At 72.2% G+C, this 16,019-nt stretch carries 14 protein-coding genes; 2 read left to right on the plus strand and 12 right to left on the minus strand.

Annotated elements, in window-relative coordinates; translation table 11 throughout:
• Positions 1-16 precede the first annotated feature (16 nt).
• Entirely contained in the window at positions 17-1,258 is a 1,242-nt protein-coding gene (locus tag IE225_RS00980; protein ID WP_190055319.1) for a serine hydrolase domain-containing protein, read from the minus strand.
• A 159-nt stretch (positions 1,259-1,417) separates the two neighbouring features.
• Here IE225_RS00980 and IE225_RS00985 point away from each other — a divergent pair, with 159 nt between their 5' ends.
• Positions 1,418-1,867 (plus strand): PPOX class F420-dependent oxidoreductase, encoded by a 450-nt coding sequence (locus tag IE225_RS00985; protein WP_190055320.1) that lies wholly within the window; start codon positions 1,418-1,420, stop codon positions 1,865-1,867.
• A 243-nt stretch (positions 1,868-2,110) separates the two neighbouring features.
• A complete protein-coding gene (locus IE225_RS00990) occupies positions 2,111-2,521 on the plus strand; it encodes a VOC family protein (protein ID WP_190055321.1) in 411 nt (136 codons plus the stop codon).
• Between the two features lie 137 nt (positions 2,522-2,658).
• Here IE225_RS00990 and IE225_RS00995 read toward each other — a convergent pair whose 3' ends face one another.
• The 11 genes from IE225_RS00995 to IE225_RS01045 form a co-directional block, all read right to left on the minus strand.
• Positions 2,659-3,324, minus strand: coding sequence for a TetR/AcrR family transcriptional regulator (locus tag IE225_RS00995; RefSeq protein WP_190055322.1), 666 nt, complete (start codon positions 3,322-3,324; stop codon positions 2,659-2,661).
• Between the two features lie 207 nt (positions 3,325-3,531).
• Complete coding sequence (locus IE225_RS01000) at positions 3,532-4,134, minus strand: histidine phosphatase family protein (protein ID WP_190055323.1); 603 nt, start codon at positions 4,132-4,134, stop codon at positions 3,532-3,534.
• A gap of 6 nt (positions 4,135-4,140) precedes the next feature.
• Entirely contained in the window at positions 4,141-5,025 is an 885-nt protein-coding gene (gnd, locus tag IE225_RS01005) for a phosphogluconate dehydrogenase (NAD(+)-dependent, decarboxylating) (protein WP_190055324.1), read from the minus strand.
• A gap of 6 nt (positions 5,026-5,031) precedes the next feature.
• Positions 5,032-6,681: a glucose-6-phosphate isomerase gene (gene pgi, locus IE225_RS01010; RefSeq protein WP_190055325.1), complete on the minus strand. Its 1,650-nt coding sequence runs from the start codon at positions 6,679-6,681 to the stop codon at positions 5,032-5,034.
• Between the two features lie 78 nt (positions 6,682-6,759).
• The gene (locus IE225_RS01015; RefSeq protein WP_190055326.1) at positions 6,760-8,028 is read right to left on the minus strand and encodes an MFS transporter; all 1,269 of its coding nucleotides are present in this window, start codon (positions 8,026-8,028) and stop codon (positions 6,760-6,762) included.
• Between the two features lie 210 nt (positions 8,029-8,238).
• Entirely contained in the window at positions 8,239-8,574 is a 336-nt protein-coding gene (locus IE225_RS01020) for an RNA polymerase-binding protein RbpA (protein ID WP_190055327.1), read from the minus strand.
• Between the two features lie 209 nt (positions 8,575-8,783).
• Positions 8,784-9,020, minus strand: coding sequence for a preprotein translocase subunit SecG (secG, locus tag IE225_RS01025; RefSeq protein ID WP_190055328.1), 237 nt, complete (start codon positions 9,018-9,020; stop codon positions 8,784-8,786).
• Positions 9,021-9,155: 135 nt separating this feature from the next.
• Positions 9,156-9,932: a triose-phosphate isomerase gene (gene tpiA, locus IE225_RS01030; RefSeq protein ID WP_190055329.1), complete on the minus strand. Its 777-nt coding sequence runs from the start codon at positions 9,930-9,932 to the stop codon at positions 9,156-9,158.
• A gap of 6 nt (positions 9,933-9,938) precedes the next feature.
• The gene (locus tag IE225_RS01035; protein WP_190055330.1) at positions 9,939-11,150 is read right to left on the minus strand and encodes a phosphoglycerate kinase; all 1,212 of its coding nucleotides are present in this window, start codon (positions 11,148-11,150) and stop codon (positions 9,939-9,941) included.
• 144 nt (positions 11,151-11,294) lie between these two features.
• Positions 11,295-12,302 (minus strand): type I glyceraldehyde-3-phosphate dehydrogenase, encoded by a 1,008-nt coding sequence (gene gap / locus IE225_RS01040; protein ID WP_190055331.1) that lies wholly within the window; start codon positions 12,300-12,302, stop codon positions 11,295-11,297.
• 350 nt (positions 12,303-12,652) lie between these two features.
• Positions 12,653-15,673 (minus strand): M14 family metallopeptidase, encoded by a 3,021-nt coding sequence (locus IE225_RS01045; RefSeq protein WP_190055332.1) that lies wholly within the window; start codon positions 15,671-15,673, stop codon positions 12,653-12,655.
• Positions 15,674-16,019: the final 346 nt, after the last annotated feature.

Raw genomic sequence — 16,019 nt, forward strand, 5'->3', positions numbered from 1 at the left:
GGCGGCGGTGACGGCCTCAGTCCGTCACCGCCGCGTACACCAGCCGCTTGAGGTCCTGGAAGACCGTGTGCCGGCTCCTCGGGCGCACCTGGGTCATGAACTGCACCGTCATGTCCCGCACCGGGTCCACCCAGAACGTCGTGGTCGCCGCCCCGCTCCAGCCGTACGTGCCCGGGCCCGACGGGAACCGGGTGCGGGCGGGGTCGATCACGACGGAGACGTTGAAGCCGAAGCCGACGCCGTCGTTGTCGGGGGTGTCGTGGACCGGGCGGCTGCCGAAGGACCGCAGGTCGGCATCGCCCGGCAGGTGGTTGCGGGTCATCAGGGCGACCGACTCGGGGGCCAGCAGACGCACGCCGTCGAGTTCGCCGCGGCGGCGCAGCAGCTCCATGAAGCGGTGCCAGTCGTGGGCGCTCGCCACCATGCCGCCGCTGCCCGACAGGAAACGGGGCCGGCCGTGCAGCGGCAGCCCGGGGACCGGCTCGATGCCGCCGTCCTCGCGCTCGCCGTACAGCTCCGCCAGCCGCCCGGCCTGCTCCCCGGTGACGTGGAACCCGGCGTCGGCCATGCCCAGCGGGCGGAAGATCCGCTCGGCGAGGAACACGTCGAGCGGCTGCCCGGACACCACCTCGATCACCCGGCCCAGGACGTTGCTGGCGACCGAGTAGTTCCACTGCGTGCCCGGGTCGAACTGCAGCGGCAGGCTCGCGTACACCTCGACGGTCTCGGCCAGGTCGGAGCCCGGCACCACCGAGGACTCCAGGCCGGCGGCCCGGTAGAGGGCGTCGACCGGGTGGGTGTGGTAGAAGCCGAACGTCAGCCCCGCGGTGTGGGTCAGCAGGTGCCGGATCAGTATGGGGCCGGCGGCCGGGCGGGTGCGTACGTCGTCGCCGGTGCCGTCCACGTACACCCGCGGGTCGGCGAAGGCGGGCAGGTGCCGCTCCAGCGGGTCGTCCGGCGACAGCCGGCCCTCCTCCACCAGCAGCAGCGCCGCCACCGCGGTGACCGGCTTGGTCATGGAGTAGATCCGCCACAGCGTGCCGGGCTCGACGGGCAGGCCGGCCGCGACGTCGCGCCGGCCGTGGGTGGTGAGGTGGGCGACCCGGCCGCCGCGGGCGACGGCCACGAGGAAACCCGGCAGCCGCCCCTCGTCGACGTGGCGGGCGAGGTGCTGATCGAGGCGGTCCAGCGCCTTCCCGTCCAGCCCGGCCTCTCCCGGGTCCACCTCTTGCCGCAGCTCCTGTCGCACCTGTGCCATCGCTGTCCTCCCGTTGCGTACCGCGCGCGGCCCACTCCCGGCCTACCCCGTCCGGATGGTCTCAGTCGTCGCCCCCACCCGTGGCCGCGGCGGGCGCGGGCCCGGCCCGCCCGGCGTGCGCGCGGGAATGCGCCCCGCCCGGGACCGGTTGAGTCCCGTATGACCCAGGACACACTCCGACCCGGCGACGACGCCCTGCTCCGGCTGCTCTCCGAGGAGAACGGCGGCGTCCTCGTCACGCTCCGGCGGGACGGCCGCCCGCAGCTGTCGAACGTGGCCCACGCCTACCACCCCGACGAGCGGATCATCCGGATCTCGGTCACCGACGACCGCGCCAAGACCCGCAACCTGCGCCGCGATCCGCGCGCCTCCTACCACGTCACCACCGCCGACCGCTGGGCCTACACGGTCGCCGAGGGCACCGCCGAACTCACGCCGGTCGCGCGGGACCCGCACGACGAGACCGTCGAGGAACTGGTCCGGCTCTACCGCGAAGTCCAGGGGGAGCACCCCGACTGGGACGACTACCGCGCCGCCATGGTCCGCGACCGGCGCCTGGTGCTGCGGCTGAAGGTGGAACGGGTCTACGGCATCCCGCGCCGGCGGTGAGGCACCGGACCGGTGGTGAGGGACCGGACCGGTGGTGAGGGACCGGACCGGTGGTGAGAGAGCGGACCGGCGGCGAGAACGGCGGCCGCCGGTCCTAGGACCCGGGGCCGGGAGACCGGGGTCCCGGGGCGCAGGACCCGCGGCCGATGTGCCGGCACCCGGCCGCCGCCTAGGCTGCCGGACGGCCGCCGGACGCCCCGGCGGCCACCCCTCGGGGGTCCACAGCTACGAGGAGAGTCCCGCATGCCCGTCGACGGCCGCAGCCACATCCGTATCGCCCGCCCCTCCCGCGACCTGTCCGCGGCCGAGCGCTTCTGGGTCGGCGGCCTGGGGCTGGACGTGGTGTGGCGCACGGAGGGCGGGACCGGGCCCGGGGAGCACCACCTCCTCATGGTCGGCTGGCCGGACGCCGACTGGCACCTGGAGCTCGTCCACGAGCCCGGCCGGCCGGTCCGGCCCCGGCCCACCGAGGAGGACCTGCTGGTGATCTACGCCGACGGGCCGGTGCCGGAGGGCCTGGTGGCCCGGCTGGAGGAGCACGGCGGCAGGCGGGTGCCGTCGCCCAACCCGTACTGGAACGAGTGGGGCGTGACGATCGAGGACCCGGACGGCTACCGGCTGGTGCTGTGCCGGCGGGCCTGGTCGAACTCCTGAGGAACGGGCGGGAGGCGAGGACGGGGACGGGGACGGCGGCTCCCCGGGGACGGGACAGGGCGGCCCGAACGAGCCGGTGCACCCACCGGAAGGTCCGTGGGGGAGGGGCGGGACGGCGCGCCGTCGCCCCGGTGGGGTCAGGAGGGCGCGCGGTCCGCCGTGAGGTAGGCGATCACCATGTCGCCGAGCATTCTGCGGTAGTGCTCCCGCCGGTCCGCCGCCAGCAGGTCGCGGCCTGACAGGGCGCCGAAGGTGTGCCGGTTGGCGACCCGGAAGAAGCAGAAGGCGCTGATCATCGCGTGCAGGTCGACGGCGTCGGCGTCCGCCCTGAACCGGCCCGACTCCTTGCCGGCGGCCAGGATGCGGCGGAGCGCGTCCAGGGCCGGGGAGCCGATCGAGGCGAGCCTGGCGGAGGCCGCGACGTGCTGGGCGCCGTGGATGTTCTCGATGGCGACCAGGCGGACGAAGTCCGGGTGCCGCTCGTGGTGGTCGAAGACCAGCTCCGCCAGCCGCCGCATGGCCGCGACCGGGTCCGGGTGCTCGGCGTCGAGCTGCCGCTCGGCGTCCCGGAGCGTCTCGTACGCCTGCTCCAGGACGGCCGTGAACAACTGCTCCTTGCTGCCGAAGTAGTAGTAGATCATCCGCTTGGTGGTGCGGGTGCGGGCGGCGATCTCGTCGACGCGGGCCCCGTCGTAGCCGGCCCGCGCGAACTCCTGGGTGGCCACGTCGAGGATCTCGGCCTTGGTGCGGGCCGCGTCACGGATGCGTCCGCCCTGCCGGGCCGGTTCGTCGACGCTGGTCATCGGGTTCCTTCGGGCTCGATGGGCCGGTGGCGCCGATTGTAGGAGCAGGGCCGGTGCGGTCCGGGCCGCCGGCCCGTCGGCCCGCGTCGCCCCGGTGCGGCCGGCGGCGCAGCGCGCGGCGGCCGGTCGGCCGAAGGGTGCCGGGCCGGCCGACTGGCCGAGGGGCGCCGGACCGGTCGGCCGCCGCGCGGACGGGCCCGGCGGGCGTCAGGCCGGCTGCGGGCGGAGGTTCCACTCGGCGATCACGTGGTTGCCGTGCTCCGTGGACAGGCGGCCGAGCGTGCCCGTGGCCAGCTGGAACAGGCGCCCGTCCTGCGGCGGCAGCCCGAGGCGGCGGGCCGTCAGGACGCGCAGGAAGTGGCCGTGGGCGATCAGCAGCGCGTCGCCGCCGCCCTGGGTGAGGGCGGAGTCCACCCGGGACAGCACCCGGTCGGCGCGCTCGCCGACCTCCTCCGGGGACTCGCCGGGCTGCCCGTCCGGCCCGGGCGGCGTCCCGTCCCGCCACAGCTGCCAGTCGGGCCGCGCGCGGCGGATCTGCCGGGTCGTGATCCCCTCGTAGGCGCCGTAGTTCCACTCGTGCAGGTCGGGCTCAATCTCCGCCTCCTCCAGGCCCGCTAGCCGCGCGGTGTGCGCCGCGCGGCGCAGCGGGCTGGTCAGCACCAGGCAGAACCGCCGGCCCGACAGGAGCGGGGCGAGCGCCTTGGCCTGCTGCTCGCCCAGCGGGGTGAGCGGCAGGTCGGTGAAGCTGGTGTGCCGCCCCGACCGGCTCCACTCCGTCTCACCGTGCCGGACCAGCAGCAGGTCACCCACCGCGGGTCACTTCTCCTTCGCCGACTCGACGGTGTGGCCGCCGAACTGCTTGCGCAGCGCCGCGACCATCTTCATCTGAGGGGAGTCCTCCTGGCGGGAGGAGAAACGCGCGAAGAGGGAGGCGGTGATCGCCGGCAGCGGCACCGCGTGGTCGAGGGCCGCCTCCACCGTCCAGCGGCCCTCGCCGGAGTCCTCCGCGTAGCCGCGCAGCCGCTCCAGGTGCTCGTCCTCGTCGAGGGCGTCGACGGCCAGGTCCAGCAGCCAGGAGCGGATGACGGTGCCCTGCTGCCAGGAGCGGAACACCTCGCGGACGTTGTCCACCGACTCCACGTTCTCCAGCAGCTCCCAGCCCTCGGCGTAGGCCTGCATCATCGCGTACTCGATGCCGTTGTGGACCATCTTCGCGAAGTGGCCCGCGCCGACCCGGCCGGCGTGCACGAAGCCGTACGGGCCCTCCGGCTTGAGCGCCTCGAAGATCGGCCTGAGCCGGTCGACGTGCTCCGGGTCGCCGCCGACCATGAGGGCGTAGCCGTTCTGCAGGCCCCACACGCCGCCGGAGACGCCGGCGTCGACGAAACCGATGCCGCGCGCGGCCAGCTCCCTGGCGTGCCGTTCGTCGTCCGTCCAGCGGGAGTTGCCGCCGTCGACGACGATGTCGTCGTGCCGGAGCAGGCTGGCGAGCTGGTCGATGACGGTGTGGGTGGCGGGGCCGGCCGGGACCATCACCCACACGTGCCGCGGAGCCTCGAGCTTGTCGACCAGGTCGACCAGGCTGCCCACGTCGGAGAGTTCGGGGTTGCGGTCGTAACCGACGACGGTGTGGCCGGCGCGGCGGAGCCGTTCGCGCATGTTGCCACCCATCTTGCCCAGGCCAACGATTCCGATCTGCATGTCAGTTCACTTCCTGAGATCGCGGTAGGCGGCCACCAGCGCGGCCGTGGACGGGTCGAGACCGGGCACCTCGGCGCCCTCGGTCAGCGCGGGTTCCACACGCTGGGCGAGCACCTTCCCCAGCTCCACGCCCCACTGGTCGAAGGAGTCGATGTTCCAGATCGCGCCCTGCACGAACACCTTGTGCTCGTACAGCGCGACGAGCTGGCCCAGCACCGACGGGGTCAGCTCGGTCGCCAGGATCGTCGTGGTGGGGTGGTTGCCGCGGAAGGTGCGGTGCGGCACCTGCTCTTCCGGGACGCCCTCGGCGCGTACCTCCTCGGCGGTCTTGCCGAAGGCGAGCGCCTGGCCCTGGGCGAACAGGTTCGCCATCAGCAGGTCGTGCTGCGCCTTGAGCTCGTCGTCCAGTTCGCCGACCGGGTTGACGAACCCGATCAGATCGGCCGGGATCAGCTTGGTGCCCTGGTGGATCAACTGGTAGTACGCGTGCTGCCCGTTGGTGCCCGGCGTGCCCCACACCACCGGCCCGGTCTGCCACTGCACCGGCTCCCCGTCGCGCTGCACCGACTTGCCGTTGGACTCCATGTCCAACTGCTGCAGGTACGCGGTGAACTTCGACAGGTAGTGCGAGTACGGCAGCACCGCGTGCGTCTGGGCCCCGAGGAAGTTGCCGTACCAGATCCCCAACAGGCCGAGGATCAGCGGGGCGTTGGCCTCCGACGCCGCATTGCGGAAGTGCTCGTCGACGATGCGGAAGCCGTCCAGCATCTCCCGGAACCGGTCCGGGCCGATGGCGATCATCAGCGACAGGCCGATCGCGGAGTCGTAGGAGTAGCGGCCGCCGACCCAGTCCCAGAACTCGAACATGTGGGCCGGGTCGATGCCGAACCCGGCGACCTTCTCGGCGTTGGTCGACAGGGCGACGAAGTGCCGCGCCACCGCCTCCTGCCCGGCCCCCAGCCCGGACAGCAGCCAGTTCCTGGCCGACGTGGCGTTGGTGACCGTCTCGATGGTGGTGAACGTCTTGGAGGCGACGATGAACAGCGTCTCCGCCGGGTCCAGGTCGCGCACCGCCTCGTGCAGGTCGGAGCCGTCCACGTTGGAGACGAACCGCACCGTCAGCGACCGGTCGGTGAACGGCCGCAGCGCCTCGTAGGCCATCGCCGGGCCGAGATCGGAGCCGCCGATGCCGATGTTGACGACGTTGCGGATGCGGCGGCCGGTGTGGCCGGTCCACGCACCGGAGCGGACCCGTTCGGCGAAGTCGCTCATCCGGTCCAGCACGGCGTGCACCTTGGGCACCACGTTCTCGCCGTCGACCTCGATCACCGCGTCCCGCGCGGCGCGCAGCGCCACGTGCAGCACCGCCCGGTTCTCGGTGACGTTGATCTTCTCGCCGCGGAACATGGCGTCCCGCAGGCCGAACACGTCGGTGGCGGCGGCCAGGTCGCGCAGCAGCCGCAGCGTCTCGTCGGTGACGAGGTGCTTGGAGTAGTCGACGTACAGGTCGCCGACCTGGAGCGTGTACCCGGTGCCGCGTCCGGGGTCGGCGGCGAACAGCTCGCGCAGCCGCACCTCGCCGAGCTCCTCGCGGTGCTTGGCCAGGGCGGTCCACTCGGGCATCTGGTTGAGCCTGGCACGGCCCTCAGCGTTCATCTCGGACTCCAGCCTTCTTCCTTGCCTCAGTACACCGGATTCTGCGTTGCCTGTGTGCGCCGGTCCCAACCTAATTGATCAGTCGGCGGCGGGAGCCGCCACCGTGGCGGCGTCCGGTCCGACCACAGGTACGTCCAGGCGGCGCCCGGGTATCAGCGCGGCGACGGACAGCACGAAGAACGCGGCGGTGAGCAGGGCGGGACCGCCCGGCCCCCAGGCGGTGGCGGCGGCCCCGCCGAGCAGCGCGCCGAGGGGAGCCCCGGCGACGGCGAGGGTGCGGTAGGCCGAACTGACACGGCCGAGCAGGCCGGCGGGGCTGCGCTGCTGGATCAGCGTGGTGGTGCTGACGTTCCACACCATGCCCATCAGGCCGAACACGGCCAGTGCCGCCGTCAGCGCGGTCAGGCTGCGCACGGTGCCCATGACGACGAGCGCGGCGATCTGCACCGTCCCGGCGAGCAGCACCGCCCGCATCCGGCCCAGGCGGCCGGCGATCCACCCGGCCGACGGGCCGCCGGCCAGGCTGCCCAGCGTGTAGGCGACGGTGGCGGCCGCGTACCCGGTGCTGCCCGCGTGCAGCCCGTCGGTGACGAGGACGACGAGGGTGGCGACGAGGGCACCCATGCCGACGTTGCACAGCGCGGTGGCGGTGCACAGGGCGCGCAGGAGGCGGTCACGGCCGAGGGTGCGCAGCCCGTCGGCGATCTCCCGGCGCAGGGTGCTGCCCGCGGGCCTGGGCGCGCGCTCGGGCTGCCGGAGCCGCAGGGAGGCCACCAGCGCGGCGGCACCGAGGAAGGTGGCCGCGTCGGCGGCGAAGGGCGCGGCGGCGCCCGCGGTGAGCAGCAGCGGCAGGACCGGGCCGCCGAGCAGCCCGGAGGCGAGACGCTGACCGGTCAGGAGACGGGCGTTGGCGGCGCCGAGGGCCCCGGGGCCGACGAGCGCGGGCAGCAGGGCCGTCGCGGCGTTGTCGAAGAGGGTCTGCAGCATGGTGAGCGTGAAGGCCAGCGCCAGCAGCAGGCCGATCGAGGCGTGCCCGAAGGCGACCGCCACGGCGAAGCAGGCGAGCAGGGCCCCGCGCACCGCGTCCACGGCCCACAGGGCACGCCGCTGGTCCACGCGGTCGGCCAGCGCCCCGCCGAGCAGCCCGAACAGGATCCAGGGCAGGTAGCCGCAGGCGGTGACGGAGGCGATGAGGAAGGGCCGGTCGGTGAGCGAGGCGGCCAGCAGGGGCAGCGCGGAGGTGCGCAGGCCGTCCCCGAAGGCGGAGAGCACGGCGGCGCTCCACAGCCGCCCGAAACCTCCGCACCACCCGGGCCCACGCCCGTCCCCCGTCTCCCCCGTCACCACGACTCCCCCTCACGGTCGGCTCATGCACACAACCGTAGAGGGCACCACTGACAATCGGTCCGCACACGGGACCGCGGGGGTGGGAGGCGCCGCGCGGGCGGAGGGGGTGCCGCCGTGCACGGCGGCGGGGACGCGGCCCTGTACAGGCGGGGACGCGGCCCTGTACAGCAGAAGGTCCGGCGGGACACGATGCCCGCCGGACCTCGACTCCTAGATCTCGCCCCGGAGTTTGGCCAGCGCCTCGGCGAGGATCGCCTCGCCGTCCGCGTCGCTGCGCCGCTCCCGCACGTACGCCAGGTGCGTCTTGTAGGGCTCGGTGCGCGGCGGGGCCGGCGGGTTGTCACGGTCCCGTCCGGCCGGGAAGCCGCAGCGCGGGCAGTCCCAGGTGTCGGGCACCTGCGCGTCGCTGGCGAAGCTCGGCTGCGTCTCATGCCCGTTGGCGCACCAGAAGGAGACGCGCAGCCGCGGCGCGGACTCGCCGCGCTCGGCCTCGCCCATCGGCCCCGCCCCGACCCGGCTGCCCCGGATCGCGTTGCCACTTGCCACGGTCGTAACTCCCTGCGTGATGGTGCCGCGAAGCGAGTCGGCGTTCCGCTTCGCCGCGAGCGCCTCAGTCTACGTAAGGCCCAACGCGCGTCCAGTGGTGGGAGTTACAAGCCCCCGCACCCAGACGCAAGCCCCATGATAGGCCGCGCACAGGGGCGCGTACCGGCACATGGGGCCTTGGGTGCGGAATGCGCGGTACCCGTACCGCGTCAGCTGTTCACCTTCGTCAGGATGCCGAGCACCACAATGCAGGCGAACCACAGCAGACCGACCACCACGGTGATCCGGTCGAGGTTGCGCTCGGCGACCGAGGAGCCGCCGACGGACGACTGCACACCGCCACCGAACATGTCGGAGAGGCCGCCGCCCTTTCCCTTGTGCATCAGCACCAGCAGCATCAGCAGCAGGCTGAAGACGATCAGGGCGATGGAGAACCCCAGAACCACGGCTGGACCAACTTCCTCGGATGCGGACGGACGACGGGGGCACGGTGGAATGCCACCATGCCCCCGCAAGCGTACGACGGATCGCCGCTACGGCCTACTCGGCTCCCGTCGATTCGCCTTCGGCGCGCCCACCGCTCACTGCTCGCGGTAGCGCACGATCCTGACGAACTCGTCGGCGTCCAGGGAGGCGCCGCCGACCAGGGCGCCGTCGATGTCGGCCTGCGCCATGATCTCGGCGACGTTGCCGGACTTGACGGAGCCGCCGTACTGGACGCGGACCTTGTCGGCCACCTCCTGGGAGTACAGCTCGGCGACCTTGCCGCGGATGGCGGCGCAGACCTCCTGGGCGTCCCCGGCGCCGCAGACCTTGCCGGTGCCGATGGCCCACACGGGCTCGTAGGCGATCACGATCGTCGCGGCCTGCTCGGCCGGCACGTCCTTCAGAGCGCCCTCGACCTGGGCGAGGGTGTGCGGGACGGCGTTGCCCGCCTCGCGGACCTCCAGTTCCTCGCCGACGCACAGGATCGGGGTCAGGCCGTGCTTGAAGGCGGCCTTGACCTTGGCGTTGACCAGTTCGTCGGTCTCGCCGTGGTACTGGCGCCGCTCGGAGTGGCCGACGACCACGTAGGTGCACTTGAGCTTGGCCAGCATCGAACCGGAGACCTCGCCGGTGTAGGCGCCGGAGTCGTGCGCCGAGATGTCCTGGGCGCCGTACACGATCCTGAGCTTGTCGCCCTCGACCAGGTTCTGCACCGAGCGCAGGTCGGTGAAGGGCGGCAGGACGGCGACCTCGACGGCCTCGTAGTCCTTGTCGGCGAGGGCGAAGGCGAGCTTCTGGACGTGGGCGATGGCCTCGAGGTGGTTGAGGTTCATCTTCCAGTTACCCGCCATCAGCGGCTTGCGCGTGCTCATGCTGGGTCAGTCCTCCAGTGCGGCGAGGCCGGGGAGCGTCTTGCCCTCGAGGTATTCGAGGGAGGCGCCGCCGCCGGTCGAGATGTGGCCGAATGCGTTCTCGTCGAAGCCGAGCGTGCGCACGGCTGCCGCCGAGTCACCGCCGCCGACGACGGTGAAGGCGTTGCTGTCGATGAGCGCCTGGGCGACGGCCCGGGTGCCCTCGGCGTAGTCGGGGTGCTCGAAGACGCCCATGGGGCCGTTCCAGAACACCGTCTCGGCGTCGGCGATCTTCGACGCGTACAGCTCGCGCGTCTTCGGACCGATGTCGAGGCCCTCCTGGTCGGCGGGGATGGCGTCGGCGTCGACGACCGTCGGGTGGGTCGGCGCCTTCGCCTTCAGGTCCGGGAACTTTGGCGAGACCACCGCGTCGACGGGCAGGACCAGCTCGACGCCCTGCTTCTCGGCGCGCTCCAGGTACTCGGTGACGGCCGGGATCTGGTCCTCCTGCAGCAGGGACCTGCCGACCTCGTAGCCCTTGGCCTTGAGGAAGGTGTACGCCATGCCGCCGCCGATGAGGAGCCGGTCGGCCTTGCCGAGCAACTGGTCGATGACGGCGAGCTTGTCGGAGACCTTGGCGCCGCCGAGAACGACCACGTACGGCCGCTTGACGTCCTCGGTGAGCTTCTTCAGGACGCCGACCTCGGTGGCGATGAGGTATCCGGCGTAGTGCGGCAGGCGGGCCGGGAGGTCGTGGACGGAGGCGTGCTTGCGGTGCACGGCGCCGAAGCCGTCCGAGACGTAGACGTCGGCGAGGGCGGCGAGCCGGTCGGCGAAGGCGCCGCGCTCGGCGTCGTCCTTGGCGGTCTCGCCGGCGTTGAAGCGCAGGTTCTCGATGACGGCGACCTGTCCGTCGGCCAGCCCGTCCACCGTGGACCTGGCGGAATCGCCGACGGTGTCGGTGGCGAAGGCGACCTCGGTGCCCAGGAGCTCGCCGAGGCGCACGGCGGCGGGCTTCAGGGAGAACGCCGGGTCCGGGGCGCCCTTGGGGCGGCCCAGGTGGGAGGCGACGACGACCCTGGCGCCGGCGTCGGCGAGGGCCTTGACGGTGGGCAGGACGGCGCGGATGCGGCCGTCGTCGGTGATGGTGGTGCCGTCCAGCGGCACGTTGAGGTCGGCGCGTACAAAGACGCGCTTGCCGGTCACGCCGGCGGAGAGGAGTTCGTCGATCGTCTTCATGAGGGGACTCCTGAGAGGGCTCGTGATCGCTTCAGGGGCGGCCCCCGGGGGCCGGTCGATCTGTACGTGAGTCAGGGCTCGGGCAGTGCGCGTCCGCGCGCCGCCCGAGCCCTGCTGTTCACCTCTGGGTTCCTGATCCGCCGATCAGAGCTGGTTGCCGACGAAGACCGTCAGGTCGACGAGGCGGTTGGAGTAGCCCCACTCGTTGTCGTACCAGCCGATGACCTTCACGTTCTTGCCCTCCTGGACCATGGTCAGGGAGGAGTCGAAGGTGCAGGAGGCCGGGGCGTTGACGATGTCGGAGGAGACGATCGGGTCCTCGGTGTACTCGAGGATGCCCTTCAGCTCGCCCTCGGCGGCCTTCTGGAAGGCCGCGTTGACCTCTTCCTTGGTGACCTCGCGGGAGAGCTCGACGACGAGGTCGGTGACCGAGCCGGTCGGGACCGGAACACGCATCGCCATGCCGTCCAGCTTGCCCTTGAGGTGCGGCAGGACCAGCGCGGTGGCCTTGGCGGCACCCGTGGTGGTCGGGATGATGTTCTCGGCGGCGGCACGGGCGCGGCGCAGGTCCTTGTGCGGGAAGTCCAGGATGCGCTGGTCGTTGGTGTACGCGTGCACCGTCGTCATCAGGCCCTTGACGATGCCGAAGTTCTCGTCGAGGACCTTCGCCATCGGCGCCACGCAGTTGGTGGTGCAGGAGGCGTTGGAGATGACGTGGTGGTTCGCCGGGTCGTACTTGTCCTGGTTGACGCCCATGACGATGGTGACGTCCTCGTTCTTCGCCGGCGCGGAGATGATCACCTTCTTGGCGCCGCCGGCGATGTGCTTCTCGGCGTCTTCCTTCTTGGTGAAGATGCCGGTCGACTCGATGACGATGTCGACACCCAGCTCGCCCCAGGGGATGTCGGCGGGGTTGCGCTCGGAGAGGACCTTGATCGTCTTGCCGCCGACGGTGATGGTGTCCTCGGTGTGCGAGACCTCCTGGCGGAGCCGGCCGAGGATGGTGTCGTACTTCAGCAGGTGGGCGGTGGTCGCGGTGTCACCCAGGTCGTTGACAGCCACGATCTCGATGTCTGCACCCTGCTCCAGCAGCGCGCGGAAGTAGTTACGACCGATGCGGCCAAAGCCGTTGATGCCTACGCGGATCGTCACGAACCGATCTCCTCGTTGGTACGCCGGCTCTCGTCGCCGGCGAGCTGTATGGGATGTCCCCGACCGCCTACGACCCTACCTCTCCGAGGCTGCCGGAGTGACATCGAGTCGCCCCATACACGGCAGGCCGGTCCGTACCCGCCAGTAGAGGTACGGACCGCCCTGGCCGTGGCCTTTCGATCACTCGATCCCGCTACGGCACGTCAACGCTCCGTAATTGTTTTCACCCCCGGCGTTTCTCCCCTTTCCCCCTGCCGCGGGCTTGCCGAGGGCGGTGGGCCTCATCCGCCGAGGGCGGTGGGCCTCATCCGTCGAGGACGATGGGTCTCATCCGTCGAGGACGATGGGTCTCATCCGCCGAGGGCGGTGAGCGCCTTGCGCACCAGCGCCGTGCGGTCGGCCGCCGCCGGCACCTGTTCCAGGCCGAAACCGAGCAGCACGGTGCGGTCGGTGGTGACGGCTCCGTAGGTCTGGAAGAGCGCCCCGGTGCGCGTCCAGTCCTTGCGCACGGCCGGACTTCCCGCGGGCGGTCCGGGCACCGTCCAGGGGCCGAGGGACGTCTCGAAGCCCTCGGTCTCCCGCGCGGTGCCGCCCACCACGAGCGAGGCGTCGTCGGCCAGGACCCCGTGCCCGCCGGTGCCGGGATCGGTGACGTAGCTCAGGGACACCTCGACCCGCTGGCCGGCGTACGCGCTCAGGTCGAAGGAGACCTGCCGCCAGCCGCCGGAGGACCCGGTGAGGCTGTTCCAGGTGCCGCTGCTGCCCCGGGCGGCGCAGCCGTCGGATCCCGGGGTGAGGTAGTGCCTGAGCCACGGGTGCTCGTTGACGAGGAACCCGGCGCCGCACTCCGCCGGCACGGCCGTACCGGTGGCGCCGGCCGCCTCGGGCAGCGTCGTCCAGTCGTCGGCGCCGACGGTGTGCGCCTCGACGATCGCGTGGTCGTAGCCGGGCTCGGTGTCCCACAGCAGCCGGGTGCGCAGCGCGGGCCGCTCGGCGGCGCTCACACCGGTGAGGTCGACGGTGCGGGTGAGGCGCTTGTAGGCGTCGTCGGTGTGCACCGCGGCGGCCATGTACGACCCCGAGTACGGCCCGTACGGGCTCGCGGCCCCGGCGTAGCGGCCCGCGCCGGCACTGGCGAACCAGGGGTGGGTGGCGGCCGGCAGCTCGTCCGACGTCACGCCGTACGCCCCGGCCCCGTCCAGCGGGTTGCCGGGGGCGTCGCCCAGCGCGCCGGAGAACCCGGCGAGGGCGCCGGTGCCGGTGAGGCCGGTGGGTTCGGCGACGGACGCCCGGGAGTAGGCGCCCAGGTAGTACTGGCTGAAGTCGTCGGAGAGGTTGCCGCCGCCGAGGTCGACGCTGCCGCCGGCCAGTTCCCCGGCCTCGATCAGCCTGCCGCCCTCGTTGAGGTAGGCGCGCAGCTGCAGTTGGGTGGCGTTGCCCGGGCCGGACGCGCCGGAGTAGTGCACGACGGTCCGGAAGTGCTTCAGCACGCCCAGCGCGTCCGGAACCCCCTGCGTGGCGACGTCCCACACGACCGCCGCGCGCCCGCTCGCCCGGAGCGCGTCGAGGTACGTCCGCGCCTGCGTGGCCTTGGCGCCCTCCTCGGCGACGACGAGGGTGTCGGCCCCGGGCCGCTCGGCCACGGCGTAGGTGAAGTGCGCGCTGGAGACGCGCCCGCCGCCGCGTGCCCGGCCGGTGAACCACACCTCGACCCGGTCCCCCGGCTTACCGCCCCTCACCTCGGCCCGGTACTCGTCGAAGTAGAGGTTGTCGTCGCCGCCGTAGGTGTCGCCGCCCTTCCAGGGCCGGAGCGCGGCGGAGTGCGTCCGCCCGCCGTTGAGGCGGTACCTGAGCTCCTTGTCCCGCACGGACCTGCGTACGACGACGGAGACCTCCTGGCCGGCGCCGCGCGCGTAGGAGGTGGTGAACGGCGCCGGAGTGAAGTCGGCGGCGGTCAGGCCCACCGACGACGAGGGCCGGTCGGGGTGGGCGGCGGTCTCGGCGACGGAGAGCGCGAACGGGACGTTCTTGGCGAACTCCCGCTGGATCAGCTTCTCGTCGTCGGGGAAGTTGAACACCGACTGGCAGTCGGACGCGTTCCAGGCGTCGTCGGGGTCGAGGTTCGAGGCGGTCTGGCAGGTCGACATCTCCGGGGTGAACATCGCCATGCCGTTGACGTTGGCGGCGTGGCCGTCCGCCTCGCCGTTGGTGGTGTACAGCTCGGAGGAGACCTGCGGGCGATAACCGGGGATCGCGGAGCGGTCCGGGGTGCCGGCCAGCGCCCGGTAGAGCACGTCGTCCGGGGTGGGGGTGGCGACCTGCCAGCCCACGCCGTAGAGGAGGAGTTCGGCGGCGGAGTGGTAGTTGATGCCGTACGTGAAGCCGATGCGCTTCTCGAAGGCGTCCAGCGCCTTCGTCTCGGGCTCGGAGCCGGGGGCGGGGCCGCGGTAGGTCTGGGCGGCCGGGTCGGGGGACGAACCCTCGTCGTCGTAGCCCCACTTGTAGGGGAAGTTGCGGTTGAGGTCGACGCCGTCGCCGGTGGTGATGGTGCCGTCCCCGTTGACGTCCCGCAGGTTCTTGCGCCACAGGCGGGTGCCGGGGCCCTGGAACGTGTAGTCGTAGCCGTCGGGGTTGGCCGACAGCACGAACCACAGCTCGGTGGAGTCGACGATCCTCCTGATCCGCTTGTTCCCGGCGTAGTGGTCCAGGTAGTAGTGCATCAGCCGGCGGGTCGTCTCCGGCGTGATCCACTCGCGGGCGTGCTGGTTGGACAGGTACAACACGGACGGTCTGGAGCCGTCCCGGGTCTTCCGCGCGTTCCTGGTGAGTTTCAGGGCGAGGATGTCCTGGCCCCTGACGGTCCTTCCGATGGAAACGACCTTGGTGAGGCCGGGGTGGGCCCGCGCGGTGGCGAGGATCTCCTCCTTGAGTCCGCCTTTTCCGCTGTAGGGCCGGAACACGCCCTGCGCGGCCCGCGCCACGCGCGCCTCGGCGTTCGCCGACAGGGTGTGCTCGGTGAGGTGCACGCCCCGTCGGCGCAGGCTCTCGGCCTGCCGACCGGTGAGGTAGACCTCGACGGCGGTCCTGCCGCTTCGAGGGACCTGCTCGCCGAGTTCGTGCCCGTCCTGACCGGCCTTCAGCAGGAGGGGCACCTGCTTCCGCGTCACCTCGGCGCGGTAGACCCCGACTTCCTCCGCTGTGTCCTGCGTGTCCCGCGTGTTCTGCGTGTTCTGCGTGTCGGATCCGGCCGGGGTGGCGGACGGGGACGGGCGGGTGGTCTGCGCGGCCTGGGCCTGGGCGATGGGTGTCATGCCCGCCCCGCCGAGCAGGAGTGCGCCGGCAGCGAGGATCGATCTCGCTCTGTGTCTCATGAGAACCCCCTAGCGGTGGTTCGCCACGGCGACGAACTTCGCCAGGCTCATGTCACTTCAGGATCGAGTCAAGGGCGCCTCGAAGACACATCAACACGTCAACACGCCTGGCTTGTCACCCGTTCGGGGAGGGACGAAGGAGTGAGCGCGGAAACGGAGGAGCGGGTGCGGAGGGGCCGGAGCACGGGCGGGGCGGAGGGCAGCGCGAGGGAGCGGGCGCGACGAGGGTGGAGGGGGCGGATGTGGAGGGGATGGTGGGGAGGGGCACGGAGGGAGTGGCGGTGAGGGCGCGGAGGGGAGGGCGGGACGAGCGCGGAGGGGGCGAGGGCATGGTGCGTCGCCGTCG

The sequence above is a fragment of the Streptomyces echinoruber genome (assembly GCF_014651135.1).
Classification (GTDB): domain Bacteria; phylum Actinomycetota; class Actinomycetes; order Streptomycetales; family Streptomycetaceae; genus Streptomyces; species Streptomyces echinoruber.